Origin of the sequence: Enterobacter sp. BNK-13 (genome assembly GCF_048685015.1) — a bacterium.
GTDB classification, from domain to species: domain Bacteria; phylum Pseudomonadota; class Gammaproteobacteria; order Enterobacterales; family Enterobacteriaceae; genus Enterobacter; species Enterobacter quasiroggenkampii.
Genome location: NZ_JBLQTP010000001.1, coordinates 3,980,981 through 4,005,593, shown reverse-complemented (window position 1 = coordinate 4,005,593; position 24,613 = coordinate 3,980,981). Strand labels below are relative to the sequence as shown.

Genomic DNA, 24,613 nt, shown 5'->3' with positions numbered 1-24,613 from the left:
AGTATAAAGGCAAGCCTGATTCATTGATATAGCCGTCAGGGCGACGGGCGATAAGGAGATCGTGAAGCATGGCCTTCAAAACATGGCAAACGGGCGTTCATATTCAACAGGATAGGGTGCTGATCGTGGCGCTGGCCCGGGAGAAGTCCTGCTGGCGCCTGCGGCGCTGGTGGGCAATCCCGCTGGCCAAAGACATCATTCGTGACGGCAAAATTTGTCAGCCAGAACAGCTGGTTGATGCGTTACGCGACTGGCGAAAAACGCTGCCGCACGCCCATCGGGTGTTCCTCTCTTTCCCGGCAGCACGCACCCTGCAGCGGTCACTTCCCCGTCCAACCGTTGCGCTGCGCGACAGCGATCAGCTCTCATGGCTTGGCGCCGCGCTCGCCCGTGAACTGGAGATGTCTGCCGATACGCTCTGTTTCGATTACGCGCAGGATACTTTCAGCAATACCTTTCACGTGACGGCCGCACAAAACAACGAGGTCGACACCCTTCTGGCGCTGGCGAAAACGCTGCGTTTGCGGCTGGTGACCATTACCCCGGATGCCAGCGCGCTGACGAATCTTCTTCCTGCGCTGGCACCGGCGCAGTGCGTCGCCTGGCGGGACGATCGGCAGTGGCTCTGGGCGATGCGCCACCAGTGGGGACGCCGCTTAACTACTGAAGCAGAAAACGTGGCCGAACTGGCGGCGCTGCTGGCCCTGGGGCCGAATGATATCGCGCTGTTTGATCGCCGACGTGATCCGTGGGAAATCCTGGCACGCTGCCAGGCTCCGCTGCCGGAATGTGGCGCTGATTATACCGTCGCGCTGGCGTTGGCCATGAGCGAGGTGCCCGAATGAGCATCCTGAACTTTCTGCCCTGGCGACAGCAGCGGCGTACGCGATGCCTGCGTTTCTGGGGCGCAATGTGTGTCGGCACAGTGCTGTTGCTGTTCGTGGTCTTTTTCTGTCTGCGGATGAACCAGCTCGTGAGGCTGCGCGCGCTGCAAACGGATCTGACGGGAATGCAGTCCGTGCAGCACGCGCTTGTCGCCCGACAAAGACTGACCGCACAGGCGCAAATGCCCGTGCAGACCCTGCAACGACGCGCATGGCAACCGGTGCTGGAATCCCTTTCCAGCGCCATTCCGGCACAGGTCTGGCTGACAGAGCTGCGCTATCAGCCGCCTGCGCTGATATTGACCGGTTATGCCCTCACCCTGCCGGCCCTCTCTGCCCTGCGCGATGGGCTGGGACAACTCGCGGGCTTTACGTCCGGGACGGCGGGCGAGCTTCGACAGGATAGCCGGGGGCACTGGCTGTTTACGCTGCATCTCAAAAGCGAGGAGTAAGGCGTGAATACCCTGGTAGAACGCTGGTGCGAAAGCCGTTCCCGGCATCGGGTACTCTGCTGGTGCCTGGGGAGTCTCCTTGCAGGACTGGTCGCGTGGGGGTCGTTGCTCAGACCGGTAGACAAGCAGTGTGCTGAACAACAACGCCAGCTGATTGAAGATGTGAGGACGAACGCGGCGTTATGGCCTGCCGTCAGAAAGGTGCCGTTTCGTCCGGACGCTGTAAAAGCACGGGCGCTGACGCCGTTCTCCCCCCTCGATTTTCAGGGCGATGAGACGACGCTGGTTCACTGGAAGCCGCTGCAAAATGGAGGGGAGCTGGCGCTGGATGCGGAGTGGCAGGCCATTCCGGAACTTTTTTCCCGGCTGGCACAGCAGGATGTGCAGATCGCGGCTTTCACGATTTCGCCACAAGGTTCGGCGTTACGCCTGCGGCTGGAGCTGGAACATGCGGAATAGCGCGCGATTTTTGCTGGTTTGCTCAGTGCTGCTATTAACCGGTATGCGCGATCCGTTTCGTCCCCCGGACGATCCTTGCGCCATTGGCGAGCTGGCGCAGTGGCACTTTCGCGGCATGGTGGAAGGGCAGGAGACTATCGGCATTTTACAGGATGGGCAAAAGCGCTGGTACCGGCTGAAAACGCATGAGCGCTTCCCGGCAGGCTGGAGGATAACAGCCATCAATGCAGCGGAGCTGGCAGTTGATGTGGGTGACACCTGTGACCCGGGAAAATGGACGTGGCAACGAGAAGGAACGGACAAAAATGAATTTACGGATAATGCTGTGGCTGCTGGCGTTCAGCCATCCCCTGTGGGCCGCCGAGCCAAAACCGGTCACGCTGGTGGTGGATGACGTTCCTGTGGTTCAGGTGTTACAGGCCCTGGTCGCACAGGAGAACCGTAATCTGGTGGTATCGCCTGATGTCAGCGGCACGCTTTCGCTAAACCTGACGCGTGTCCCCTGGCGGCAGGCGTTACGGACGGTTGTCACCAGTGCCGGACTCGTCTTGCGCGAGGAAGGCGGCATTTTTTATGTGCATACCGCGGCCTGGCAGCGTGAGCAGCGGGAGCGTTCAGAGCAGGAACAGGCGCGTCGACAGCTTGATGCCCCGCTGGTCACGCAGGGCATTCCCTTTTCCTATGCCGACGCCGGGGAGTTGCAAAAAGCCGCGGAAAAACTCCTGAGCCCAAAGGGGAGTTTGTCTGTCGACACGCGTACCAACCGTCTGCTGATCCGCGATAACCAGACGGTGGTGGAAACGCTGCAGCGCTGGGCCGCCCAGATGGATATTCCCATCGAGCAGGTCGAGCTGGCGGCGCATATTGTGACCATTAACGAAAAAAGCCTGCGTGAGCTGGGGGTGAAGTGGAATCTCGCCGACGCGACCGACGCGGGCAAGGTTGGACAGCTCACGACGCTGGGCAGCGATCTTTCCGTCGCCAGCGCCGCCAGCCACGTGGGTTTTAATATCGGGAGGATCAATGGTCGGCTGCTGGATCTGGAGCTCTCAGCGCTGGAGCAAAAACAGCAGGTCGATATCATCGCCAGCCCGCGGCTGCTGGCCTCGCACGGGCAACCGGCCAGTATCAAGCAGGGCAGCGAGATTCCGTATCAGGTCTCAAGCGGGGAAAGCGGCGCCACCTCCGTTGAGTTTAAAGAGGCGGTACTCGGTATGGAGGTCACACCGGTGGTCTTACCGGGGGGACGCGTGCGCCTGAAACTACACATCAGCGAAAATATGCCGGGACAGGTTCTGCAGCAGGCCGATGGCGAAACGCTGGCTATCGACAAGCAGGAGATAGAAACCCAGGTGGAGGTAAAAAGTGGAGAAACGCTGGCGTTGGGCGGAATTTTTTCCCAGAAGAACAAAACCGGCAGTGACAGCGTACCCGGCCTGGGAAGCATCCCCTGGATTGGGTCGCTTTTTCGTCATGACGGGAAAGACAACGAACGGCGTGAATTAGTGGTGTTTATTACACCACGTCTGGTCGGTATTCGCTGACGGGTAACGATCCCCGCAATGATTTTGCATTCAGTTTGTTGCAGATGTTTGACGTGGGGCATGAATTAGCATACAAGGAGTACCGATTTGAGTTGGACTTACGTCTTATTACCTTATGCGCCCGGCGCGGTGATTTAATCAGTTGCCAAACAAGCCGGAGTATTGAGATAATTTTTAGTCTGACTCTCGCTCTATTGCATATGAGGTTTCAGTTCATGTCCTGCTACGCCGGGTGTCTGCGAAGCGGGGATTACCATTAACGAATAGTCTTAGTAGTACCGATAAAATGGCAGAGAAACGCAATATCTTTCTGGTTGGGCCTATGGGTGCCGGCAAAAGCACTATTGGGCGTCAGTTAGCTCAACAACTCAATATGGAATTTTACGATTCTGATCAAGAGATTGAGAAACGAACCGGAGCTGATGTGGGCTGGGTTTTCGACGTAGAAGGCGAAGAAGGTTTCCGTGACCGAGAAGAAAAAGTGATCAACGAACTCACGGAAAAACAGGGCATCGTTCTGGCAACAGGCGGCGGCTCTGTGAAATCTCGCGAAACCCGCAACCGTCTCTCCGCCCGTGGCGTAGTGGTCTATCTTGAGACGACCATTGAGAAACAGCTGGCACGTACGCAGCGCGATAAAAAGCGCCCGCTGCTGCAGGTTGAAACGCCACCACGCGAAGTTCTGGAAGCGTTGGCCGATGAACGCAATCCGCTGTATGAAGAGATTGCTGATGTGACCATTCGTACTGACGACCAGAGCGCTAAAGTGGTTGCAAACCAGATTATTCATATGCTGGAAAGCAACTGATTCTGGCTTTATATACACTCGCCTGCGGGTAAAAGCATTAAAGGTGGATGTCGCGTCATGGAGAGGATTACAGTTACTCTCGGGGAACGTAGTTACCCTATCACCATCGCGGCTGGTTTGTTTAACGACCCAGCTTCCTTTTTACCACTGAAAGCGGGTGATCAGGCGATGCTGGTCACCAATGAGACGCTGGCTCCGCTTTATCTTGACCGTGTGCGCCACCTGCTTGAGCAGGCGGGCGTAAAAGTCGACAGTGTGATTCTCCCCGATGGCGAGCAGTATAAAAGCCTGACGGTACTGGATACCGTCTTTACCGCATTGCTGCAAAAACCGCATGGTCGCGATACAACACTGCTTGCCCTGGGCGGCGGTGTTGTGGGCGATCTGACCGGCTTTGCGGCCGCAAGCTATCAGCGTGGCGTCCGTTTTATTCAAATCCCAACCACGTTGCTGTCCCAGGTCGACTCCTCTGTCGGTGGCAAAACGGCAGTGAACCATCCGCTCGGTAAAAACATGATTGGCGCGTTCTACCAGCCCGCGTCGGTGGTGGTGGATCTCGACTGTCTGAAAACGCTGCCGAAGCGCGAACTGGCTTCGGGTCTGGCGGAAGTGATCAAATACGGCATTATTCTGGACGGTGAGTTCTTTAGCTGGCTTGAAGAGAATATGGATGCGTTGCTGGGCCTCGATGAGGCAAAACTGGCATACTGCATTCGTCGTTGCTGTGAGCTGAAAGCAGAAGTTGTTGCCGCAGACGAGCGTGAAACGGGCTTACGTGCTTTACTGAATCTTGGGCATACGTTTGGTCACGCGATTGAAGCCGAAATGGGCTACGGCAACTGGCTGCACGGTGAAGCCGTCGCGGCTGGCATGGTGATGGCTGCCCGCACCTCTGAACGTCTCGGACAGTTCAAACCGGAAGAGACGGCACGTATCATTGCGCTACTTGAGCGTGCTGGTTTGCCGGTGACCGGGCCGCAGGAGATGTCGGCGCAAGCGTATTTACCCCACATGATGCGCGATAAAAAAGTATTGGCAGGTGAGATGCGCCTTGTACTCCCGCTTGCAATAGGGAAGAGTGAAGTACGCGGCGGAGTGCCGCACGATGTCGTTCTTGGCGCTATCGCTGACTGTCAGCAGGCGTAACAACTAGAAAGGTCAGGCCACTGTCGCAGGTGGTCGTTTAGCTTCAGGTGAAATGCAAAGTCGTTGGCATAAGCCTTTGAGTGGGGTGTTAAATGGATGAATTCAAACCAGAAGACGAGCTGAAACCCGATCCCAGCGATCGTCGTACTGGTCGTTCTCGTCAATCTTCAGAACGTGATAACGAGCCGCAGATCAACTTTGACGATGTTGATCTGGATGCAGACGATCGTCGTCCTTCGCGCAGCCGCAACGCGCACGAAGAGCGAGCAGAAGAGGATTATGAGTCCGAAGAAGATTCAATGGACGAACAGCCTGTAGAGCGTCGCCCGCGTAAACGTAAAAAAGCCGCTGCGCCAAAACCGGCTTCCCGCCAGTATATTATGATGGGCCTTGGCGTTCTGGTGCTTGTGCTGCTGATTGTCGGCATTGGCTCCGCGCTTAAAGCACCGTCAACGAATACAACCGAGCAAACGGCTTCCGCTGAGAAGAGCATCAACCTTTCCGGTAACGATGCGTCCGACCAGGCGAATGGTGCACAGCCAGCGCCGGGTGCCACTTCTGCTGAGCAGACCGCAGGGAACACCACAGCGCCGCAGGATGTTTCTCTGCCGCCTGTTTCTTCAACCCCTGCTCAGGGTCAGGCACCTGCTGCGCCTGAAGGTCAGCAGCGTGTGGAAGTTCAGGGAGACCTGAACAATGCGCTGACGCAGCCGCAGAACCAGCAGCAGGTTGATAACGTCGTGGTTAACTCTACGCTGCCAACTGAACCTGCAACCGTTGCCCCGGTTCGCGGTGGTAACGCTCAGCCGCAAACGGCTGCGACGGAAACCAAGCCGCGCCAGACGCAGACTGCGACACGTCCTGAACGTAAGCAGGCGGTGATTGAGCCTAAGCGTGAAACCAAACCTCAGGCAGTGGTGAAGGCGCCTGAAGTGAAAGCTGTTCCGGCGCAGCCGAAACACACTGAAACGGCTGCGGTGAGCGAGCCTGCTAAAGCGCCCGTCACGCAGACTGCGCCGAAAGCCACGGCGACCACCACAGCACCGGCTGCCACAGCGGCGCCAGCAGCGACGGCAACAGCCTCCAGCAGCGCGGCAGGTAAAACGGCTGGCAACGTTGGATCGCTGAAATCTGCGCCGTCCAGCAACTACACGCTGCAGCTGAGCAGTTCGTCTAACTATGACAACCTCAACAGTTGGGCGAAGAAATCAAATCTGAAAAACTACGTTGTTTATCAGACGACCCGTAACGGTCAGCCGTGGTATGTGCTGGTGAGCGGTGTTTATTCGTCCAAAGATGAAGCAAAACGTGCCGTAGCGGCGCTGCCAGCTGACGTTCAGGCGAAGAACCCATGGGCGAAGCCGATTCATCAGGTTCAGGCCGATCTGAAGTAATGTTTGAAGCGCAGGATGCTGTCGGAGCTTTCTCCACAGCCGGAGAAGGTGTAATCAGTTAGTCAGCATGAAAAAAAATCGCGCTTTTCTGAAATGGGCAGGGGGGAAATACCCCCTGCTCGATGATATTAAAAAGCACCTGCCTAAAGGCGAGTGCCTTATCGAACCTTTCGTGGGTGCGGGATCGGTGTTCCTCAACACCGATTTTTCTCGTTATATCCTGGCGGATATCAACAGCGACCTTATCAGCCTCTATAACATCGTTAAGCTGCGTACCGATGAGTATGTCGCCGAGGCGCGCAAACTGTTTACGCCCGAGAACAATAACCCGGACGTTTACTACCAGTTCCGCGCGGAGTTTAACCAGAGCCAGGATCCGTTCCGCAGAGCCCTGCTGTTCCTCTATCTCAACCGGCATGGTTACAACGGCCTGTGCCGGTATAATCTTCGTGGGGAATTTAACGTGCCGTTTGGCCGCTATAAGCGCCCATATTTCCCACAGGATGAGCTGTATCACTTTGCCGAAAAAGCACAGAACGCGGAGTTCCATTGCCTCTCCTATGAAGAGTGTATGGAGCTGGCTGGCGTCAATTCGGTGGTTTACTGTGACCCGCCATACGCGCCGCTGTCTGCGACGGCGAACTTCACCGCCTATCACACTAACAGCTTCAGCCCTGCCGAGCAGGCGCGCCTGGCGGAGATGGCGGAAAAGCTGGTCAGCAAAAGAATTCCGGTGTTAATTTCGAATCACGACACGCCTGATACGCGCGAATGGTACAAAGCCGCGAAGCATTTTCAGGTTAAGGTGCGGCGTAGCATTAGCAGCAACGGCGGCACACGTAAAAAGGTGGACGAACTCCTGGCTCTTTATCGCCCCTGAGCCGTTTTGCCCGCCGGTAAACACATTTCAAGGAGAAGCGGATGAAACAGTTTTTGATTGCTCCCTCAATTCTGTCGGCCGATTTTGCCCGCCTGGGTGAAGACACTGCCAACGCACTGGCAGCTGGCGCGGATGTCGTCCATTTCGACGTGATGGATAACCACTACGTTCCAAACCTGACCATCGGTCCGATGGTGCTCAAGGCGCTGCGTAACTATGGCATTACCGCCCCGATCGACGTTCACCTGATGGTGAAACCGGTTGACCGCATCGTGCCTGACTTCGCCGCGGCGGGTGCCAGCATCATCACCTTCCATCCGGAAGCCTCTGAACATGTGGATCGCACGCTGCAGCTGATCAAAGAGAACGGCTGTAAAGCGGGTCTGGTGTTTAACCCGGCCACGCCGCTGAGCTATCTCGACTATGTCATGGACAAGCTGGACGTGATCCTGCTGATGTCCGTTAACCCGGGCTTTGGCGGCCAGTCATTCATTCCTCACACGCTGGATAAGCTGCGTGAAGTCCGCCGTCGTATTGACGAGTCAGGCTACGATATTCGTCTGGAAGTGGACGGCGGCGTGAAAGTGAATAACATTGGTGAAATTGCGGCGGCAGGCGCGGATATGTTCGTTGCCGGTTCAGCCATTTTCGACCAACCGGATTACAAAAAAGTCATCGATGAAATGCGCCGCGAGCTGGCGAAGGTAAGTCATGGATAAATTACAGGCTATTCGGGGTGTGGCATTCGACCTCGACGGCACGCTGGTTGACAGCGCGCCGGGCTTAACGAGCGCCGTTGACCAGGCGCTGTATGCACTTGAACTCCCCGTTGCGGGTGAAGAGCGTGTCGTTACGTGGATTGGCAACGGCGCCGATGTTCTGATGGAGCGCGCGTTGACGTGGGCGCGTCAGGAGCGTGCGTCACAGCGTTCCGCCCAGGGGAAACCGAGCGTCGATCACGCGGACATCCCGCAGGAAGAGCAGCTGCGTATTCTGCGCAAACTGTTCGATCGTTTCTATGAAGAGACCGTCGAGGAGGGCAGCTTCCTGTTCCCGGACGTTCAGGAAACGCTGAGTGCGCTGCACGCGAAGGGCATCCCGCTGGGTCTGGTGACCAACAAACCCACGCCGTTTGTCGCACCGCTGCTCGACGCGCTCGATATCGCGAAGTATTTCTCCGTCATTGTGGGCGGCGATGATGTGCAAAACAAAAAGCCTCATCCGGAACCGCTGCTGCTGGTGGCAGGAAAATTATCCTTAACGCCTGCGGAGCTGCTCTTTGTCGGCGATTCACGCAATGATATTCTGGCTGCCCGCGCGGCCGGGTGTCCTTCCGTGGGGTTAACCTATGGCTACAACTACGGTGAAGCCATCACGCTGAGTGAGCCGGACGTCGTTTTCGACCACTTCAAAGATTTGTTGCCCGCACTCGGGCTTTCGCACAGTGAACATCAGGAATTGAATAATGACTAAGCCCATCGTTTTTAGTGGCGCACAGCCTTCAGGTGAATTGACCATTGGTAACTACATGGGTGCGTTACGTCAGTGGGTCAGCATGCAGGATGACTACCATTGCATTTACTGCATCGTCGATCTCCATGCGATTACCGCGCGTCAGGATCCTGAGAAGCTGCGCAAAGCCACGCTGGACACCCTGGCGCTGTATCTGGCCTGCGGTATTGATCCAGAGAAGAGCACCATCTTCGTTCAGTCTCACGTGCCGGAGCATGCGCAGCTGGGCTGGGCGCTGAACTGCTACACCTATTTCGGCGAGCTGAGCCGCATGACGCAGTTCAAGGATAAATCCGCGCGCTACTCTGAAAACATCAACGCCGGTCTGTTTGACTATCCGGTGCTGATGGCGGCGGACATCCTGCTGTATCAAACCAACCAGGTGCCGGTGGGTGAAGACCAGAAGCAGCACCTGGAGCTGAGCCGCGATATCGCCCAGCGCTTTAACGCGATCTACGGCGATGTGTTTAAAGTGCCTGAGCCTTTCATTCCGAAGTCCGGCGCGCGCGTGATGTCGCTGCTGGAGCCGACCAAGAAGATGTCCAAGTCTGACGATAACCGCAACAACGTTATCGGCCTGCTGGAAGATCCGAAATCGGTGGTGAAAAAACTCAAGCGTGCGGTGACCGATTCCGACGAGCCGCCTGTTGTGCGCTACGACGTGCAGAACAAAGCGGGCGTCTCCAACCTGCTCGATATCCTCTCCGGCGTCACTGGCCAGAGCATCCCAGAGCTGGAAAAACACTTCGAAGGCAAGATGTACGGCCACCTGAAAGGCGAAGTGGCAGATGCCGTTTCCGGCATGCTGACCGAGCTGCAGGAGCGTTATCACCGCTACCGTAACGACGAAGCTTTCCTGCAGAAAGTGATGAAAGAGGGCGCGGAAAAAGCCAGCGCGCGCGCGTCCGAAACCCTGAAAGCGGTGTACAACGCGATTGGGTTTGTGGCGAAGCCTTGAGTCTGCTTGCCGGGTGGCGCTAACGCTTACCCGGCCTACAGGATCGTGTAGGTCGGGTAAGGCAAAGCCGCCACCCGACAAAAAACACACTCTCCAAAACTAAAAAACCGGGACATCCCGGTTTTTTTACGCCTGTAAAACACTTACTGCTGCGCTGCCGGGCCGCAACCACCGATGATTTTCGAAATGGAGATCGCCGGGTGCAGCAGATAATCGTAGCTGCAATTATTTTTGGTGTTCTGTACGTGACCGGTGCAGGCCGTCAGCGTCGATAACAGGCCAACCAGAACGGCGGCTTTTGCCAGTTTGAACATATGCATTCCTTGTCTAAAAAATGGATGTAATACGAGGGAATAAATGGAAAAGTTCCACTATGCAGGCGGTATGTTATCGGTAGGCGTAAGAGGGGAGTAGTCCGCTTAAGGACTACTCCAGGAAGGGAGAATATGCGTTAGTGATTCGAGAACCAGTTCAGTTTGTCGCGCAGTTCAACCACGCGACCTACCACAATCAGCGCCGGGCTTTCAACCTGCTGCGCCAGCTCGCCTAACTGCGTCAGCACGCCATCCACCACGCGCTGCGTAATGGCGGTGCCGTTTTCGACCAGCGCGACGGGCATATCCGCATTCATACCGTGCTCCAGCAGCTTCGCCTGAATCGTGGCGGCCTGATTGAGCCCCATGTAGAACACCAGCGTCTGCTTTTCGGCGGCCAGGTTATGCCAGTCCAGCTCGCTGCCGGTCTTCAGGTGACCCGTCACCAGACGCACGCTCTGAGCGTAGTCGCGATGGGTCAGCGGAATGCCAGAGTACGCTGAACAGCCGGACGCCGCCGTAATGCCGGGCACGACAGAGAACGGAATGCCGGCGTCGCACAGGGTTTCCAGCTCCTCGCCGCCGCGACCAAAAATAAACGGATCGCCGCCCTTAAGGCGCACTACGCGTTTACCTTTCTGCGCCTCGCGCAACAGGATCTGGTTGATCTCCTCCTGCGGCACGCAGTGGTAGCCCGCCCGTTTGCCCACGAAGACGCGGTCGGCGTCGCGACGGACCAGATTCATGATGTCATCGGACACCAGACGGTCGTACACCACAATATCGGCCTGCTGGATCTGCTGTAGCCCTTTCAGCGTCAGCAAACCCGCATCACCGGGGCCTGCGCCCACCAGCACCACTTCGCCGCGATGGTCCAGCGGTTCGCTCAGCAGCTGTTCGGTCGTTTCTTCAACGGCTTTGGTGTCCTGATTCGCGAGCGACTGCGCCAGCCTGTCGTTCACAAAGAATTTTTCCCAGAAGCGACGGCGCTCGCCCACGGTCGCGAAGGTTTGCTTCACGCGTGAACGCAGCTGCCCGGCATAATGCGCGATCTGGCCAAGATGCTGGGGCAACAGGGCTTCCAGTTTTTCCCGCAGCAGACGCGCGAGAACCGGCGAACGTCCCCCGGACGAGACCGCAATCATCAGCGGCGAGCGGTCGATAATCGACGGCATGATAAAGCTGGCCTCTTTCGGCGCATCCACCACGTTGCAGAAGATACGGCGCGCTTCGCAGGCGTCGCTCACGCGCTGGTTCACTTCATCGTCATCCGTCGCGGCAATGGTCAGCCAGCAGGTATCCAGCAGGGATTCATTAAACGCGCCCTGTTCCAGCGTGAGCATCCCTTCCTGGGCCCAAACCTCAAACTGGGGAGCGAAGGACAGGGCATTCACGGTCAGGCGGGCGCCAGCCTCTAACAGCAGGCGCGCTTTGCGCTCGGCCACGTCGCCGCCGCCCACGAGCAGGCAGTCGCGGTTGCGTAATTGACAAAAAATCGGCAGGTGATCCACGACGTTACCTCACAGCATTCATGGCGGGGGAAGAATTGACGTCAGGATAACAGCAGGAATCGTACAGAACATACGGTTTTTCCTGCCGTTACCCATAAGGGGTCATAAGCCTTTCCTGTTGAAAAGGCGAGGGGTTACGCTTTCAGCTGCACCTCGCCGTCCTTCACGCGGACGTCGTAGTGTTTGACCGAGAAGCTTTCATCTTCCATGCAGAGTCCGTCGGTTAAGCGGAAACGCTGCTTTTTCAACGGGCTGGCGACCCACAGTTCACCCTGGTGCTCGGCAATCAGGCCGCGGGAGAGCACGCTGGCCTCAAAGAACGGGTCAATATTGCTGATGGCAAAAACCTGTTCATCGTGGCGAGGGCGGAAAATCGCCACCTGCTCGCTGCCCAGCAGCGCACAGACGCCGGTGGCGGGGAGAATGTCGTTAATATTGCAGATGTTTACCCACTGGCTCATGCGTTTTCCTCCACCAGCGTGACCGGAATACGTTCATACGGCGTCGCCGGACGATGCTGTTCGCGCTCCGGCACAACCTGTACGTTCGGGTCGCGCTGAGTGCTGTTGATAAAGTGTTTGAAGCGCGTCTGCGCCGCCGGGGTGTTGACGGTTTCCGTCCACTCGCAGATCACCGCCTCGCGCAGGCGCGCCATCTCCGCTTCCAGATGTTCGTTCAGGCCCAGCTTGTCGTCGATGATGACCGATTTCAGGTAGTCGATGCCGCCCTCGAGGTTATCGAGCCAGGAGGCGGTACGGGTCAGCTTATCGGCGGTACGGATGTAGAACATCATGAAGCGGTCGAGATACTGAATCAGCGTGTCACGATCGAGATCCGCCGCCAGCAGGTCCGCATGGCGCGGTTTCATCCCGCCGTTGCCGCACACATACAGGTTCCAGCCTTTCTCGGTGGCAATAATACCCACGTCTTTACCCTGCGCTTCCGCACATTCGCGGGTACAGCCGGAGACGCCGAACTTCATTTTGTGCGGGGTACGGATGCCTTTGTAGCGGTTTTCCAGCTCTACGCCGAAGCCCACGCTGTCGCCGACGCCGTAGCGACACCAGGTGCTGCCCACGCAGGTTTTCGCCATGCGCAGTGCTTTGGCGTACGCGTGGCCGGTTTCGAAGCCCGCTTCAATCAGCTGACGCCAGATTTCCGGCAGGTCGTCCTTCTGCGCGCCAAACAGGCCGATACGCTGGGAGCCGGTAATTTTGGTGTAGAGGTTAAATTCACGTGCGATACGGCCCACCGCGACCAGCCCTTCCGGCGTAATTTCACCACCCGCCGAGCGTGGAATCACGGAGTAGGTGCCGTCTTTCTGGATGTTGGCCAGGAAGTTGTCGTTGGTATCCTGCAGCGGCGTATGCTCGGGCTTGAGCACGTACTCGTTCCAGCAGGAGGCCAGCAGGGAGCCGACGGTCGGTTTACACACTTCACAGCCGTAGCCCTGGCCGTGCTTCGCCAGCAGTTCGTCGAAGGACTTAATGCCTTCCACGCGGATCAGGTGATACAGCTCCTGGCGAGAATACGCGAAGTGCTCGCACAGGTTATTGTTCACTTCGATGCCCTGTTTCGCCAGTTCGGCGTTTAGCACCTGAGTGACCAGCGGAATACAGCCGCCGCAGCCGGTACCGGCTTTGGTTTCCGCTTTCAGCGCCGCAACGGTGTGACACCCTTTGTTGATCGCGGAGATCAGCATGCCTTTGGTCACGTCGAAGCAGGAGCAAATCTGCGCGCTGTCCGGCAGTTTATCCACGCCGATGGACGGCTTGCCGCTGGAGGCGTGCGCCGGGAGGATCAGCGCGTCCGGGTTTTCCGGCAGCTCGATGGCGTTGAGCACCAGCTGGAGCAGGTTACCGAAGTCGCTGGTGTCGCCCACCAGCACCGCGCCGAGCAGGGTTTTGTTGTCCTGGCTGACGATGAGTCGTTTGTAGACCTCTTTGCTTTCGTCCAGATAGACGTAGCTGCGGGAATTCGGGGTGCGGCCGTGCGCATCGCCAATACCGCCTACGTCCACGCCCAGCAGCTTCAGCTTGGCGCTCATGTCTGCGCCCGTGAAGGCGTTTTCGCTGCCGAGGATATGATCCACGGCGACCTGCGCCATTTTGTAGCCCGGCGCCACCAGGCCGTATACGCGGTTGTTCCAGCTGGCGCATTCGCCGATGGCGTAGATATCCGGATCGGAGGTCTGGCAGGTGTCGTTAATCATGATCCCGCCGCGCTGCGCCACGGCAAGACCGCACTGGGTCGCCAGCTTGTCGCGCGGACGAATACCGGTGGAGAAGACGATGAAGTCCACCTCCAGCTCGCTACCGTCGGCAAAGCGCATGGTTTTGCGCGCTTCAGTCCCTTCCTGAACGATCTCTTTGGTGTTCTTGCTGGTGTGAACCTTCACGCCCATGCTTTCGATTTTACGACGCAGCTGGTCACCACCCATGTGGTCGAGTTGTTCTGCCATCAGCATCGGGGCAAATTCGATGACGTGGGTTTCCACGCCGAGGTTTTTCAGCGCGCCTGCCGCTTCCAGACCCAGCAGGCCGCCGCCCACCACCGCACCACGTTTGCTGCGACGCGCACAGGATTCGATAGCGTTGAGATCTTCAATGGTACGGTAAACGAAGCAATCCTGTGTTTCCGAGCCTTTAATTGGCGGGATCCACGGGTACGAGCCTGTCGCCATGATCAGCTTGTCGTAAAAAACCGTACGGCCAGCACTGGAGTGGATCACTTTTTCCTGACGGTTGATGGTGATAGCGCGTTCGCCCACCAGCACTTTTACGCCATGCTTCTCGTAGAAACCTTCGCGCACCAGAGAGAGCTCTTCGGCGGTATGATGGGAGAAGTAGGAAGACAAGTGCACACGATCGTACGCCTTGCGGGGTTCTTCACAGAACACGGTAATATCGAACTGCTCAGCATCGGCCTTATCGAGAAGATCCTCAATAAAGCGGTGGCCGACCATACCGTTACCGATGATAGCGAGTCTGACTTTGCTCATTATTGCCTCGATTTCTTTTCTATTATTGCCTACCTTAACGATTCAGCAGGGGCGCTTATTGATGCAAATCAAATACGTCTTCGCCTACTCCTTAGGTGGTATATGACTGATTTGTCAGGATTTTTATAAGTAGCGGAAATCGCAGGCTTTTCGTGTTCGTTGAATTTGTGTACAACTCAGGGGCGGTTTTGCAAAAATCGATACGCCTGAATATCTGCTGCGTTTATGAGGGGAAAGGTATGTCTACATCACCGTTATGGCTTGTTCAGAATGTACGTTTACCGGGTCGGGATGGGCTGTGGCAACTTGCCATCGAGAACGGGCGATTTGGTGACATCACCCCCATGGACGATACCCACGCCGAAAGTTATGAGGTACTGAACGCGCGCGGTGGGCTTGCTCTCCCGCCGTTCATCGAGCCGCATATTCATCTTGATACCACCCAGACGGCAGGGGAGCCGAACTGGAACCAGTCCGGCACGCTGTTCGAAGGCATTGAACGCTGGGCGGAGCGCAAGGCGATGCTCAGCCATGAGGATGTGAAATCACGCGCCTGGAAAACGCTGAAGTGGCAAATTGCCAACGGCATCCAGTTTGTTCGTACCCATGTGGATGTCTCTGACCCGACGCTCACCGCCCTGAAGGCGATGCTGGAGGTGAAACAGGAGGTGGCGCCGTGGGTAACGCTGCAAATCGTCGCGTTTCCGCAGGAAGGTATTCTCTCTTACCCGAACGGCGCGGCGCTGCTGGAAGAGGCGTTAAAACTGGGGGCCGACGTGGTCGGGGCGATCCCGCACTTCGAATTTACCCGGGAATATGGCATCCAGTCGCTGCACATCGCTTTTGAACTGGCGAAGAAGTATGACCGACCGCTGGATATCCACTGCGATGAAATTGACGACGAACAGTCGCGGTTTGTCGAGACGGTGGCCGCGCTGGCGTATGAGGCTGGCATCGGCCCGCGCGTGACGGCCAGCCACACCACCGCCATGCACTCCTACAACGGCGCTTACACCTCGCGGCTCTTCCGTCTGCTGAAGATGTCGGGGATTAACTTCGTCGCGAACCCGCTGGTCAATATCCACCTGCAGGGGCGCTTTGATGACTATCCGAAGCGTCGCGGTATCACCCGCGTGAAAGAACTGCAGGAGGCGGGCATTAACGTCTGCTTTGGTCACGACGATGTCTTCGACCCGTGGTACCCGCTCGGCACCGGCAATATGCTGCAGGTGCTGCATATGGGGCTACACGTCTGCCAGATGATGGGCTATCCGCAAATCGACAATGGCCTGAACCTGATCACCCATAACAGCGCCCGTACCTTCGGCCTGAGCGATTACGGTATTGAAACGGGAAATCCGGCAAATCTGATTATTTTGCCTGCGGAGAGCGGGTTTGAAGCGGTGCGCTGTCAGGTGCCGGTGCGCTGGTCGATTCGTCAGGGGCGGATTATCGCCACCACGCAGCTGGCGCAGACCTGGATCCAGATGGATACCGGAGGAGAAGAGGTCAGTTTCGCCAGAAACAGCCCCTCTGCATAATGCAAAGGGGCGCAGGGTTTAGTGGGATGCCGCTGCCGCGTTGTGCTGGCGGTGGCGGGTCACAAAGCCCAGGATGAAGCACATGATGAACACCACGGCGTACAGACCGTTCGCGGTGTGCAGCGCGGCCAGCGGGCCGCTGTGGGCAACGATCGGGCCCGTCACCACGAAGGTTAGCATAGTGCCGATGGTGCCGCAGGTCAGAACGAAGTTAACCAGCTTCGGCGAGGCCACTTTGGTCTGCAGAGAGCCCAGGGTGATGATCGAGGTGTAGATCGCGCTGGAGAAGAAGCCCAGGGTCAGAATGAACCACGGCATATGTTCCGGGGAACCGTTGATGAACAGATACATCAGCACGGTCGCCAGACCTGCCAGCACGGTCAGAATGCGCTGCAGGTCGAAGAAGCGCAGGATGAAGCTAAACGCCCACATGCCGAACATGTAAGACATCCAGAAATCGCTCACCAGTTTACCCGCATCGTTCAGGCTCATGCCCAGACCTTTGGCGTATTCCGGTACCCAGGAGATAAAGCCCAGCTGGCCCAGGATGTAGCACAAGGCGGCGATGGAGAGGAACAGCACGCCGATACCCCATTTCTCTTTCGCCACAGGCTCTGCCGTGGTTTGCGCTTTCTTGCCCAGTACCGGGAACTCGCAGCCGAAGGTCAGAATAAAGATCGCCACGTAGACCAGCCCAATGCAGGCATAGACCCAGTACCATTCAATGCTGCGGGCCAGCAGAACGGCCGCGACCATCGGGAAGATCATGCCGGCCATGCTGAAGAAGGAGTCGGTAAACAGCAGGCGCGCGCCGCGCTGGCGGCCTTCATACATATGGGTAATCAGGAACGTACCGATCGACATGGTGATCCCGCTAACCAGGCCGAGCACGAACATGGCGGCAGAGAACAGGGCGATGCTGTGGCTCAGCATCAGCCCCGCCACGGCGGCGACCATCAGCACAAAGCCGAAGCGAAGCTGGGTTTTCAGCGGCACGATTTCCATCAGCCAGGCATTCAGGAAGATAGAGATCAGGATCCCCGCGTTGAGGAAGGTGAAGGTGTTACTCATGCTGGAAACGGGCAGCTGGAAGTAGTCTGCGATATTCCCCATCACCATCCCGGTGACGATCACCAACGCGCCGGTCAGGGCGTAGGAGAAGAAGCTGATCCATGTGAGCTTGATGCGATTGCTGTTAGTCATGTCTGGCCTGTTCAGAAAAAGAAAAGCGCCCATTGGGCGCTGAGAGCGGGCAGATTTTAGACATTAAAGTGATCTATTCATATCTTTTAAGAGAAATTAGAAGTTCATTGCAGGTTTTTATGTGATCACGATCACATAAAAAGGCGATAAAACCAATCGTTTGCGTGGTTACAACTGTTTCAATTTCGTAAAATTAGGTAAAAGGCTGGTCTCCGTTCATACTGCTCTTTAGAATCAAGCCATTCGCTTTTTATACTGCGCTTTGTTAAGGAATTCTCATGCTCAAATCAACACTGGCGGCTGTCGCAGCTGTGTTTGCTCTTTCTGCCGTTTCCCCTGCTGCGCTGGCAGCAAAAGGGGACCCTCACGTTCTGCTGACCACCTCCGCCGGGAATATTGAGCTGGAACTGAATAGCCAGAAAGCTCCGGTTTCTGTGAAAAACTTCCTCGACTATGTGAACAGCGGCTTCTACAACAACACCACCTTCCACCGCGTGATCCCGGGCTTCATGATTCAGGGCGGCGGCTTCAACGAGCAGATGCAGCAGAAACAGCCGAACCCGCCAATCAAAAACGAAGCGGATAACGGCCTGCTGAATAAGCGCGGCACGATCTCTATGGCGCGTACCGCGGACAAAGACAGCGCGACCAGCCAGTTCTTCCTCAACGTGGCGGATAACGCCTTCCTTGACCACGGTCAGCGCGACTTCGGCTATGCCGTTTTCGGTAAAATTGTGAAAGGGATGGACGTCGCCGACAAGATTTCTCAGGTGCCTACTCACGACGTCGGTCCGTACCAGAATGTGCCGTCAAAACCTGTCGTGATCCTCTCCGCAAAAGTTCTGCCGTAATTCTTCTGAACGCGGGCTTCTCCTGCCCGCGTGATGTCGCCCTCCCTGCGAAAGCGCGTTTTGCTGCTTATACTTGTGGCAAACGGACTATTCAGGGAGGCGTTTAGTGAAAAAACTCACCGACAAGCAAAAATCCCGTCTCTGGGAGCAGCAGCGTAGCGTCAACTTTCAGGCCAGTTGTCTCCTTGAGAAAGGTAATGGTCCATCGGAGCCCGACATTGAGACCCTGGAGCTTGGGCCTTCCGCGCCCGGGTTACCCCATCTGTGCCTTATTCACCGCCATCTCTACCGCAGAGAGATGAAGCGGGCAGGGGAGTTCCGTACCGACGATATTTTCAAGGGGGATATTCCCTTCTGCCATTTCGAATACATCGAGAAGATGGGGAATGAACTGATGGCGGCGCTGGAAAGCGAAAAGTATCTTGTGGGTCTTGAGAAAGCGGCGTTTGTTGACCGGGTTAGCCACTATTACTGCGAAATCAACATGCTTCACCCGTTTATGCGCGGCAATGGCATTGCCCAACGGGTGTTCTTCGAGCAGTTGGCGCTTCACGCGGGTTACGCGCTGGACTGGCGCGATATCGATCCTGAGCAGTGGGTGACCGCTAACCGCAGCGGTGCAACGGGGGATTTAACCGCGCTAAACGCTATCTTTGCCAAAGTAGTGAGCGAAGCGCGGGAATCTGAGTAGAATAGGGCGGCATTTTTTTCGGGAGCCGCCATGATTCTGCTGATTGATAACTACGATTCCTTCACCTGGAACCTTTACCAGTATTTTTGCGAACTGGGTGCAGAGGTGGTTGTTCGTCGCAACGACGAGATCGAGCTCGCCGATATCGAGACGCTGGCTCCGCAGAAAATCGTGATTTCACCCGGCCCCTGCACCCCGTCGGAATCGGGTATTTCGCTGGAGGTTATCCAGCACTATGCCGGCAGGCTGCCTATCCTGGGCGTCTGCCTGGGTCATCAGGCGATTGCCCAGGCGTTTGGCGCCACCATCGTGCGGGCCGCCAAAGTGATGCACGGTAAAACCTCGCCGGTTACGCACGCGGGCACCGGGGTGTTTACGGGGCTCAATAATCCGTTAACCGTGACGCGCTACCACTCGCTGGTGATTGACCCGCCGACGCTGCCTGACGGCTTTGAGGTGACCGCCTGGAGCGATACGCAGGAGATCATGGGGATTCGCCATCGCGAATGGGATCTCGAAGGCGTGCAGTTCCATCCGGAAAGTATCCTCAGCGAGCAGGGGCACGCGCTGCTGGCAAATTTCCTCCATCGCTGAATATCTGTTGCCTTGCTGTGATTTTTTATGCATATTTTGTGATTATATTTTCACAATCAATGTGACATAAAATGGATGGGCATGACATGGCAACTGAACAACCAGCAATTACCCGCGCAACATTTGATGAAGTGATCCTGCCGATTTATGCACCGGCTGAGTTTATCCCGGTGAAGGGAAAAGGCAGCCGCGTCTGGGATCAGCAGGGGAAAGAGTATGTGGATTTCGCGGGCGGAATTGCGGTCACGGCGCTGGGTCATTGCCATCCCGCGCTGGTGGAGGCGCTGAAAACCCAGGGCGAAACCCTGTGGCACACCAGCAACGTGTTCACCAACGAACCGGCGCTGCGCCTGGGCCGCAAGATCATTGATGCCACGTTTGCCGAGCGCGTGCTGTTTATGAACTCCGGCACCGAGGCCAACGAAACCGCCTTTAAGCTGGCGCGCTACTACGCGACTACGCGCCACAGCCCGTACAAAACCAAAATCATCGCCTTCCACAATGCCTTCCACGGACGCTCCTTCTTTACCGTCTCCGTTGGCGGCCAGCCGAAGTATTCCGACGGGTTTGGCCCGAAACCGGCCGACATCGTCCACGTGCCGTTTAACGATCTGCACGCGGTAAAAGCGGTGATGGACGACCACACCTGCGCGGTGGTGGTGGAACCTATTCAGGGGGAAGGCGGCGTGACCGCGGCAACCCCGGAGTTCCTGAAAGGGCTGCGCGCGCTGTGCGACGAACATCAGGCCCTGCTGGTGTTTGATGAAGTGCAGTGCGGGATGGGACGTACCGGGGACCTGTTTGCCTATATGCACTATGGCGTGACGCCGGATATTCTGACCAGCGCGAAAGCGCTCGGCGGTGGATTCCCGGTAAGTGCGGTCCTGACGACGCAGGAGATCGCCTCCGCGTTCCACGTCGGTTCTCACGGCTCAACCTACGGCGGTAACCCGCTGGCGAGCGCCGTGGCGGGTGCCGCGTTCGACATCATCAACACGCCAGAGGTGTTGAACGGCGTTAGCGCGAAGCGCGAGCTGTTTGTCAAACACCTGAAGCAGATTGACGAGCAGTACGACGTGTTCAGCGAGATCCGTGGGATGGGGCTGCTGATTGGCGCTGAGCTGAAGCCGCAGTACAAGGGCCGCGCGCGTGATTTCCTGCACGCCGCCGCTCGCGAAGGGGTGATGGTGCTCAACGCCGGGCCGGACGTCATGCGCTTTGCGCCGTCGCTGGTGGTGGAAGATAAGGATATTGAAGACGGATTAACCCGCTTTGCCGCGGCGGTTGCGAAGATCGTCCAGCAGAATTAGTACGGCGTTCGTTTCAACACGCGCGTTAACCAAACCCCATGATGTGGACGCTGACGCCATGCCACCGACGAAATGGTGTGCATGGTGTTCAGATGCCCCAGCACGCGCTGTAAATGCTGTTCCAGGGTGCTCATTGGGCCGTGGGTCAGCGTTTCCGGCGCTTCCAGAATATTTGAATCCCCCGACTCACCCGGCGAGTCATACTCCAGACGCTGCTGACACCGCTGCAACGCAATTTCACACGACTGCAAATAGCGCTGCGCCAGATCCGGCGTGAGCATCGTGTGCTCGCGCGCCAGCGTGGTCATGGCGTTAATGTGCTCGACGATAAACTGGCTGTGCGTCACCCAGAGCTTCATATCGGCCAGATAGTGCGAGTTAAAGCCCGGCTCCTGCATCGCCTGATTGAGCGAGTTAAACAGGGCGTTGTGCGCCTGGTTGACCTTCATGCGCTGATACGCCAGCGGGGAGGGCTGCGGGTCGTCGCTCAGAATCAGGCGAATGGCCTGCTGGTCGGCTTCCAGCGCGTCGTGGGCGTTCTGCCTGAGCAGCCCGCTCTGCCACTGTGGCCAGAGCCAGACCATACCGCCGAAGGCAATCAGGCAGCCGATCAGGGTATCGATCAGCCTGGCGACAATAAACTGTTCGCCATTTAGCGTGAGTAGCTGCAGGGTGTATACCGCCGTCACCGTGAAGCCCACCATCGCCCAGCCGTAGTTTTTGCGGATAATCAGGTAGCTCACCAGCGTGATCGCCAGCATCCCTGCCAGGGTGTAGCCTTCCGGCACGTGGAAGTGCAGCGTCACGCCCGCAATGATCAGCCCGGCCATGGTGCCGCCCGCCCGATGCAGAATACGCACCCGCGTGGCGCCGTAGCCGTTCTGGGTGACAAACAGCACGGTCATTAAGATCCAGTAGGGTTTCGGCAGATGCAGCGCCATGCCCATCAGGCTGGCGGTACTGAGCATCACGCTAATCCGTGCGGCGTTGCGCAGGGCGGACGATTTAAGCGACAGATAGCTCCTGAGCGCGGGCAATAACGGCAGCCGTTTTTGCTTATCCGCCATCAGATCGCGCGGATAAAGCGGGCGCTGGGTGCGCAGCACGCGGGCGATGCGGCTGAAGTGCCAGGCGGCAAACTGGCCGACCGGGTTATCCGGATGCTGACGGGCGATTTTCTCCAGCGCGCCGAGCTGTTTTTCCATGTTAAAGCGCGTGGGGTAGCGGTGGTAAAGAATGTCGTCTGCCAGCACCCGCAGACGTGCCGAGACGGTCTGCGCGTTCCAGCGGATCACCGCTTCGGCGTGGCTGCGCTCGACCAGCTTTTGCACCTCCTGCGGATGGTGCAGGCTCACGGAGATATGCTCCTGCAGGTCCAGCCCGACCTGGAAGGTGCGCAGCAGCCGTTTGTACTCGTGGTTCTTGTTGGCGGCGAGCATATGCAGCTGCTGATAGCACTGGCTTATCAGATCCACCACCTTCTGCTGGCGCGTCAGCAGCGGCGGTAAGGCTTTTTCCGGATCGGTATGCTGGGTCAGCAGGGTGTATTTGGCTTCGCAGTACTCTGCTAGCTGCACATAGAGCAGGCTCAGGGATTCGCGCAGCGGCTGTTCCCGCCACAGCCAGAACCAGAACCAGTTGAACAGCCCGTACCACAGTGTCCCCAGGGCGTAGATCAGCAGCGGCTCCCACACCGGCATATTCCCGGCGAGGCTTAGCGTAAAGATGGCCGCAATCAGCGAAGCGGGAAGCAGGCGAGCGTGCAGCGAACTGATTTCCGCCGTGACGCCGAGCGTCATCGCCAGCACGGTCAGGATCAGCGGCAGCGGGATATCACGAGCCAGTAACAGCTGTACGGCAAGGCTACAGCCGGCAAACAGGCAGCCACCAATAATCAGGCGTTTGAAAAAGCGCTTATGCGGCGTGTCCAGACCGGCGATGTTGCAGCAGGCGGGCACGAGGGAAAACAGCAGGCCTTGCTGAAGGTGTCCGAGGATCAGGCCTATGGCCACGGGTAGACACAACACCAGCGTTTGTCGCAGTGCGTAGTTAACTTCCGGGTGATAGATCAGCCTGCGCCACATGGGGAGTAGAGACAAAAACGGCGTGACACCTTGCGATGGCACGCCGTTTGAGCGGAATTAACGCGTTCCGTAGACCACGATGGTTTTACCGTGGGCGGAAATCAGGTTTTGATCTTCCAGCATTTTCAGGATACGGCCCACTGTTTCACGGGAGCAACCAACGATCTGACCAATTTCCTGACGGGTAATTTTAATTTGCATGCCGTCCGGGTGGGTCATGGCGTCCGGCTGTTTCGCCAGGTTCAGCAGAGTTTGTGCGATGCGGCCCGTCACGTCCAGGAAGGCGAGGTTGCCCACTTTCTCTGAGGTGACCTGCAGGCGGCGCGCCATCTGGGAAGAAAGACGCATCAGGATGTCAGGGTTAACCTGAATCAGCTGACGGAACTTCTTGTAAGAAATTTCAGCCACTTCACATGCTGTCTTTGCACGAACCCAGGCGCTACGTTCCTGGCCCTCTTCAAACAGGCCCAGTTCACCGATGAAATCGCCCTGGTTCAGATAAGAAAGGATCATCTCTTTCCCTTCTTCATCTTTGATCAGCACTGCCACCGAGCCTTTAACGATGTAATACAACGTTTCCGCTTTTTCACCCTGGTGAATCAGCGTGCTCTTCGATGGGTACTTATGAATGTGGCAATGAGACAAGAACCATTCGAGAGTCGGGTCTGTTTGCGGTTTGCCAAGCACCATGCGCTGTTATCCTCTGTTATAAGCTGTCACCAGAGTCATCAGATGCATCCGGACTCTGGGGTTGCAATCGAATTCTTACCCATACCCTGGGAAGTCGGCTACCGTAACGTTTCGCAGCCAGTAAAGTTTGATGTCCTCTGCATACATGTGTAACGTCAATGTATTACTGTAGCATCCTGAGTGTTTTAGCATAGCTTTCGCCGCGTGTCTCCTGGTGTCTCGCTTCAGCATGATGCAGGTCGCCTTCCATTGCGAGAAATGTAACGCACGCGTAATCTGTCACCAAAAATGCAACGTTGGAGTTTAAGAATATGCAAGCGCGCGTGAAGTGGGTTGAAGGTTTAACGTTCCTGGGCGAATCCGCGTCAGGGCACCAGATTTTAATGGACGGTAACTCCGGCGATAAAGCGCCCAGCCCAATGGAAATGGTGCTGATGGCAGCAGGGGGATGCAGCGCCATTGACGTGGTGTCGATTCTGCAAAAAGGTCGTCATGACGTGACGGATTGTGAGGTGAAACTCACGTCAGAACGTCGCGAAGAGGCGCCACGCCTGTTCACCCACATTAATCTGCACTTTGTGGTCACCGGTAAAGCGCTGAAAGACGCGGCGGTTTCACGTGCGGTGGACCTGTCTGCCGAGAAGTACTGCTCTGTGGCGTTAATGCTGGAAAAAGCGGTAAAAATTACCCATTCGTATGAAGTGATCGAGGCTTAATCTTTTGGCGGGTGGCGCTTCGCTAACCCGCCCTACAAAAGCTACAACTGCACGAACGTAGGCCGGATAA

The 24,613-nt window shown here is 57.0% G+C and carries 25 protein-coding genes; 18 read left to right on the top strand and 7 right to left on the bottom strand.

The annotated features are described in order from the left end of the window. Positions 1-68: 68 nt before the first annotated feature. The 12 genes from pilM to trpS all read left to right on the top strand — a co-directional run bounded on the left by pilM (position 69) and on the right by trpS (position 10,037). Complete coding sequence (pilM, locus tag ACMGGQ_RS19430; RefSeq protein WP_045909337.1) at positions 69-845, top strand: pilus assembly protein PilM; 777 nt, start codon at positions 69-71, stop codon at positions 843-845. Then, positions 842-1,336: a PilN domain-containing protein gene (locus ACMGGQ_RS19425; RefSeq protein WP_045909336.1), complete on the top strand. Its 495-nt coding sequence runs from the start codon at positions 842-844 to the stop codon at positions 1,334-1,336. Before pilM ends, ACMGGQ_RS19425 begins: the two co-directional genes overlap by 4 nt. 3 nt (positions 1,337-1,339) lie before the next feature. Further along, positions 1,340-1,795: a hypothetical protein gene (locus ACMGGQ_RS19420; protein ID WP_045909335.1), complete on the top strand. Its 456-nt coding sequence runs from the start codon at positions 1,340-1,342 to the stop codon at positions 1,793-1,795. After that, positions 1,785-2,189 carry a HofP DNA utilization family protein gene (locus ACMGGQ_RS19415; protein ID WP_045909334.1) on the top strand — a complete coding sequence of 135 codons (405 nt, stop codon included), beginning with the start codon at positions 1,785-1,787 and terminating at the stop codon, positions 2,187-2,189. The genes ACMGGQ_RS19420 and ACMGGQ_RS19415 overlap by 11 nt, the downstream gene beginning before the upstream one ends. Further along, positions 2,101-3,339 (top strand): DNA uptake porin HofQ, encoded by a 1,239-nt coding sequence (gene hofQ / locus ACMGGQ_RS19410; RefSeq protein ID WP_045909333.1) that lies wholly within the window; start codon positions 2,101-2,103, stop codon positions 3,337-3,339. The genes ACMGGQ_RS19415 and hofQ overlap by 89 nt, the downstream gene beginning before the upstream one ends. Before the next feature lie 286 nt (positions 3,340-3,625). Continuing rightward, positions 3,626-4,147 (top strand): shikimate kinase AroK, encoded by a 522-nt coding sequence (gene aroK / locus ACMGGQ_RS19405; RefSeq protein WP_003861630.1) that lies wholly within the window; start codon positions 3,626-3,628, stop codon positions 4,145-4,147. 57 nt (positions 4,148-4,204) lie between these two features. Further along, positions 4,205-5,293 carry a 3-dehydroquinate synthase gene (gene aroB / locus ACMGGQ_RS19400; protein WP_024907920.1) on the top strand — a complete coding sequence of 363 codons (1,089 nt, stop codon included), beginning with the start codon at positions 4,205-4,207 and terminating at the stop codon, positions 5,291-5,293. A 92-nt stretch (positions 5,294-5,385) separates the two neighbouring features. Then, the gene (gene damX, locus ACMGGQ_RS19395; RefSeq protein WP_048027685.1) at positions 5,386-6,687 is read left to right on the top strand and encodes a cell division protein DamX; all 1,302 of its coding nucleotides are present in this window, start codon (positions 5,386-5,388) and stop codon (positions 6,685-6,687) included. A gap of 67 nt (positions 6,688-6,754) precedes the next feature. After that, on the top strand, positions 6,755-7,567 hold the full coding sequence (gene dam / locus ACMGGQ_RS19390; protein ID WP_045909331.1) for an adenine-specific DNA-methyltransferase: 813 nt from the start codon (positions 6,755-6,757) through the stop codon (positions 7,565-7,567). 41 nt (positions 7,568-7,608) lie between these two features. After that, complete coding sequence (gene rpe / locus ACMGGQ_RS19385) at positions 7,609-8,286, top strand: ribulose-phosphate 3-epimerase (protein ID WP_008503032.1); 678 nt, start codon at positions 7,609-7,611, stop codon at positions 8,284-8,286. Beyond that, the gene (gph, locus tag ACMGGQ_RS19380; RefSeq protein ID WP_167214943.1) at positions 8,279-9,040 is read left to right on the top strand and encodes a phosphoglycolate phosphatase; all 762 of its coding nucleotides are present in this window, start codon (positions 8,279-8,281) and stop codon (positions 9,038-9,040) included. Before rpe ends, gph begins: the two co-directional genes overlap by 8 nt. Further along, complete coding sequence (gene trpS, locus ACMGGQ_RS19375; protein WP_045909329.1) at positions 9,033-10,037, top strand: tryptophan--tRNA ligase; 1,005 nt, start codon at positions 9,033-9,035, stop codon at positions 10,035-10,037. The genes gph and trpS overlap by 8 nt, the downstream gene beginning before the upstream one ends. A 143-nt stretch (positions 10,038-10,180) precedes the next feature. Here the strand turns inward: trpS and ACMGGQ_RS19370 are convergent, their stop codons facing one another. From ACMGGQ_RS19370 to nirB, 4 genes are all read right to left on the bottom strand, one after another. After that, entirely contained in the window at positions 10,181-10,351 is a 171-nt protein-coding gene (locus ACMGGQ_RS19370; RefSeq protein ID WP_008503029.1) for a YhfL family protein, read from the bottom strand. Positions 10,352-10,488: 137 nt separating this feature from the next. Further along, a complete protein-coding gene (gene cysG, locus ACMGGQ_RS19365; protein WP_196365610.1) occupies positions 10,489-11,862 on the bottom strand; it encodes a siroheme synthase CysG in 1,374 nt (457 codons plus the stop codon). Between the two features lie 134 nt (positions 11,863-11,996). Further along, positions 11,997-12,323 carry a nitrite reductase small subunit NirD gene (gene nirD, locus ACMGGQ_RS19360; RefSeq protein ID WP_045909328.1) on the bottom strand — a complete coding sequence of 109 codons (327 nt, stop codon included), beginning with the start codon at positions 12,321-12,323 and terminating at the stop codon, positions 11,997-11,999. Then, positions 12,320-14,863: a nitrite reductase large subunit NirB gene (nirB, locus tag ACMGGQ_RS19355; protein ID WP_233396107.1), complete on the bottom strand. Its 2,544-nt coding sequence runs from the start codon at positions 14,861-14,863 to the stop codon at positions 12,320-12,322. The genes nirD and nirB overlap by 4 nt, the downstream gene beginning before the upstream one ends. A gap of 239 nt (positions 14,864-15,102) precedes the next feature. Between nirB and ACMGGQ_RS19350 the strand changes: the two genes are divergently transcribed. Further along, on the top strand, positions 15,103-16,404 hold the full coding sequence (locus tag ACMGGQ_RS19350; protein WP_420290407.1) for a cytosine deaminase: 1,302 nt from the start codon (positions 15,103-15,105) through the stop codon (positions 16,402-16,404). Between the two features lie 18 nt (positions 16,405-16,422). Here ACMGGQ_RS19350 and tsgA read toward each other — a convergent pair whose 3' ends face one another. After that, positions 16,423-17,607: an MFS transporter TsgA gene (gene tsgA / locus ACMGGQ_RS19345; RefSeq protein WP_021242206.1), complete on the bottom strand. Its 1,185-nt coding sequence runs from the start codon at positions 17,605-17,607 to the stop codon at positions 16,423-16,425. Between the two features lie 278 nt (positions 17,608-17,885). Here tsgA and ppiA point away from each other — a divergent pair, with 278 nt between their 5' ends. From ppiA to argD, 4 genes are all read left to right on the top strand, one after another. Further along, positions 17,886-18,458: a peptidylprolyl isomerase A gene (gene ppiA / locus ACMGGQ_RS19340; protein ID WP_014885514.1), complete on the top strand. Its 573-nt coding sequence runs from the start codon at positions 17,886-17,888 to the stop codon at positions 18,456-18,458. 106 nt (positions 18,459-18,564) lie between these two features. Next, complete coding sequence (locus tag ACMGGQ_RS19335) at positions 18,565-19,149, top strand: putative adenosine monophosphate-protein transferase Fic (protein WP_048027677.1); 585 nt, start codon at positions 18,565-18,567, stop codon at positions 19,147-19,149. Between the two features lie 30 nt (positions 19,150-19,179). Then, a complete protein-coding gene (pabA, locus tag ACMGGQ_RS19330; protein ID WP_045909324.1) occupies positions 19,180-19,743 on the top strand; it encodes an aminodeoxychorismate synthase component 2 in 564 nt (187 codons plus the stop codon). 86 nt (positions 19,744-19,829) lie between these two features. Then, on the top strand, positions 19,830-21,053 hold the full coding sequence (argD, locus tag ACMGGQ_RS19325; RefSeq protein ID WP_252074126.1) for a bifunctional acetylornithine/succinyldiaminopimelate transaminase: 1,224 nt from the start codon (positions 19,830-19,832) through the stop codon (positions 21,051-21,053). On the opposite strand, the gene ACMGGQ_RS19320 is transcribed toward argD, so the two are convergent. Together ACMGGQ_RS19320 and crp are read right to left on the bottom strand one after the other, a co-directional pair. Continuing rightward, a complete protein-coding gene (locus ACMGGQ_RS19320; RefSeq protein WP_045909322.1) occupies positions 21,050-23,137 on the bottom strand; it encodes a YccS/YhfK family putative transporter in 2,088 nt (695 codons plus the stop codon). The genes argD and ACMGGQ_RS19320 overlap by 4 nt on opposite strands. Before the next feature lie 57 nt (positions 23,138-23,194). Further along, positions 23,195-23,827, bottom strand: coding sequence for a cAMP-activated global transcriptional regulator CRP (gene crp, locus ACMGGQ_RS19315; protein WP_000242758.1), 633 nt, complete (start codon positions 23,825-23,827; stop codon positions 23,195-23,197). Positions 23,828-24,138: 311 nt separating this feature from the next. Between crp and ACMGGQ_RS19310 the strand changes: the two genes are divergently transcribed. Further along, on the top strand, positions 24,139-24,543 hold the full coding sequence (locus tag ACMGGQ_RS19310; RefSeq protein ID WP_014885509.1) for an OsmC family protein: 405 nt from the start codon (positions 24,139-24,141) through the stop codon (positions 24,541-24,543). Positions 24,544-24,613: the final 70 nt, after the last annotated feature.

Coding starts and splice junctions, on each gene's coding strand:
- pilM (WP_045909337.1), top strand. CDS start 69: ATGGCCTTCAAAACATGGCAAACGGGCGTTCATATTCAACAGGATAGG.
- ACMGGQ_RS19425 (WP_045909336.1), top strand. CDS start 842: ATGAGCATCCTGAACTTTCTGCCCTGGCGACAGCAGCGGCGTACGCGA.
- ACMGGQ_RS19415 (WP_045909334.1), top strand. CDS start 1,785: ATGCGGAATAGCGCGCGATTTTTGCTGGTTTGCTCAGTGCTGCTATTA.
- hofQ (WP_045909333.1), top strand. CDS start 2,101: ATGAATTTACGGATAATGCTGTGGCTGCTGGCGTTCAGCCATCCCCTG.
- aroK (WP_003861630.1), top strand. CDS start 3,626: ATGGCAGAGAAACGCAATATCTTTCTGGTTGGGCCTATGGGTGCCGGC.
- aroB (WP_024907920.1), top strand. CDS start 4,205: ATGGAGAGGATTACAGTTACTCTCGGGGAACGTAGTTACCCTATCACC.
- damX (WP_048027685.1), top strand. CDS start 5,386: ATGGATGAATTCAAACCAGAAGACGAGCTGAAACCCGATCCCAGCGAT.
- dam (WP_045909331.1), top strand. CDS start 6,755: ATGAAAAAAAATCGCGCTTTTCTGAAATGGGCAGGGGGGAAATACCCC.
- rpe (WP_008503032.1), top strand. CDS start 7,609: ATGAAACAGTTTTTGATTGCTCCCTCAATTCTGTCGGCCGATTTTGCC.
- gph (WP_167214943.1), top strand. CDS start 8,279: ATGGATAAATTACAGGCTATTCGGGGTGTGGCATTCGACCTCGACGGC.
- trpS (WP_045909329.1), top strand. CDS start 9,033: ATGACTAAGCCCATCGTTTTTAGTGGCGCACAGCCTTCAGGTGAATTG.
- ACMGGQ_RS19370 (WP_008503029.1), bottom strand. CDS start 10,351: ATGTTCAAACTGGCAAAAGCCGCCGTTCTGGTTGGCCTGTTATCGACG.
- nirD (WP_045909328.1), bottom strand. CDS start 12,323: ATGAGCCAGTGGGTAAACATCTGCAATATTAACGACATTCTCCCCGCC.
- nirB (WP_233396107.1), bottom strand. CDS start 14,863: ATGAGCAAAGTCAGACTCGCTATCATCGGTAACGGTATGGTCGGCCAC.
- ACMGGQ_RS19350 (WP_420290407.1), top strand. CDS start 15,103: ATGTCTACATCACCGTTATGGCTTGTTCAGAATGTACGTTTACCGGGT.
- tsgA (WP_021242206.1), bottom strand. CDS start 17,607: ATGACTAACAGCAATCGCATCAAGCTCACATGGATCAGCTTCTTCTCC.
- ppiA (WP_014885514.1), top strand. CDS start 17,886: ATGCTCAAATCAACACTGGCGGCTGTCGCAGCTGTGTTTGCTCTTTCT.
- pabA (WP_045909324.1), top strand. CDS start 19,180: ATGATTCTGCTGATTGATAACTACGATTCCTTCACCTGGAACCTTTAC.
- argD (WP_252074126.1), top strand. CDS start 19,830: ATGGCAACTGAACAACCAGCAATTACCCGCGCAACATTTGATGAAGTG.
- ACMGGQ_RS19320 (WP_045909322.1), bottom strand. CDS start 23,137: ATGTGGCGCAGGCTGATCTATCACCCGGAAGTTAACTACGCACTGCGA.
- crp (WP_000242758.1), bottom strand. CDS start 23,827: ATGGTGCTTGGCAAACCGCAAACAGACCCGACTCTCGAATGGTTCTTG.
- ACMGGQ_RS19310 (WP_014885509.1), top strand. CDS start 24,139: ATGCAAGCGCGCGTGAAGTGGGTTGAAGGTTTAACGTTCCTGGGCGAA.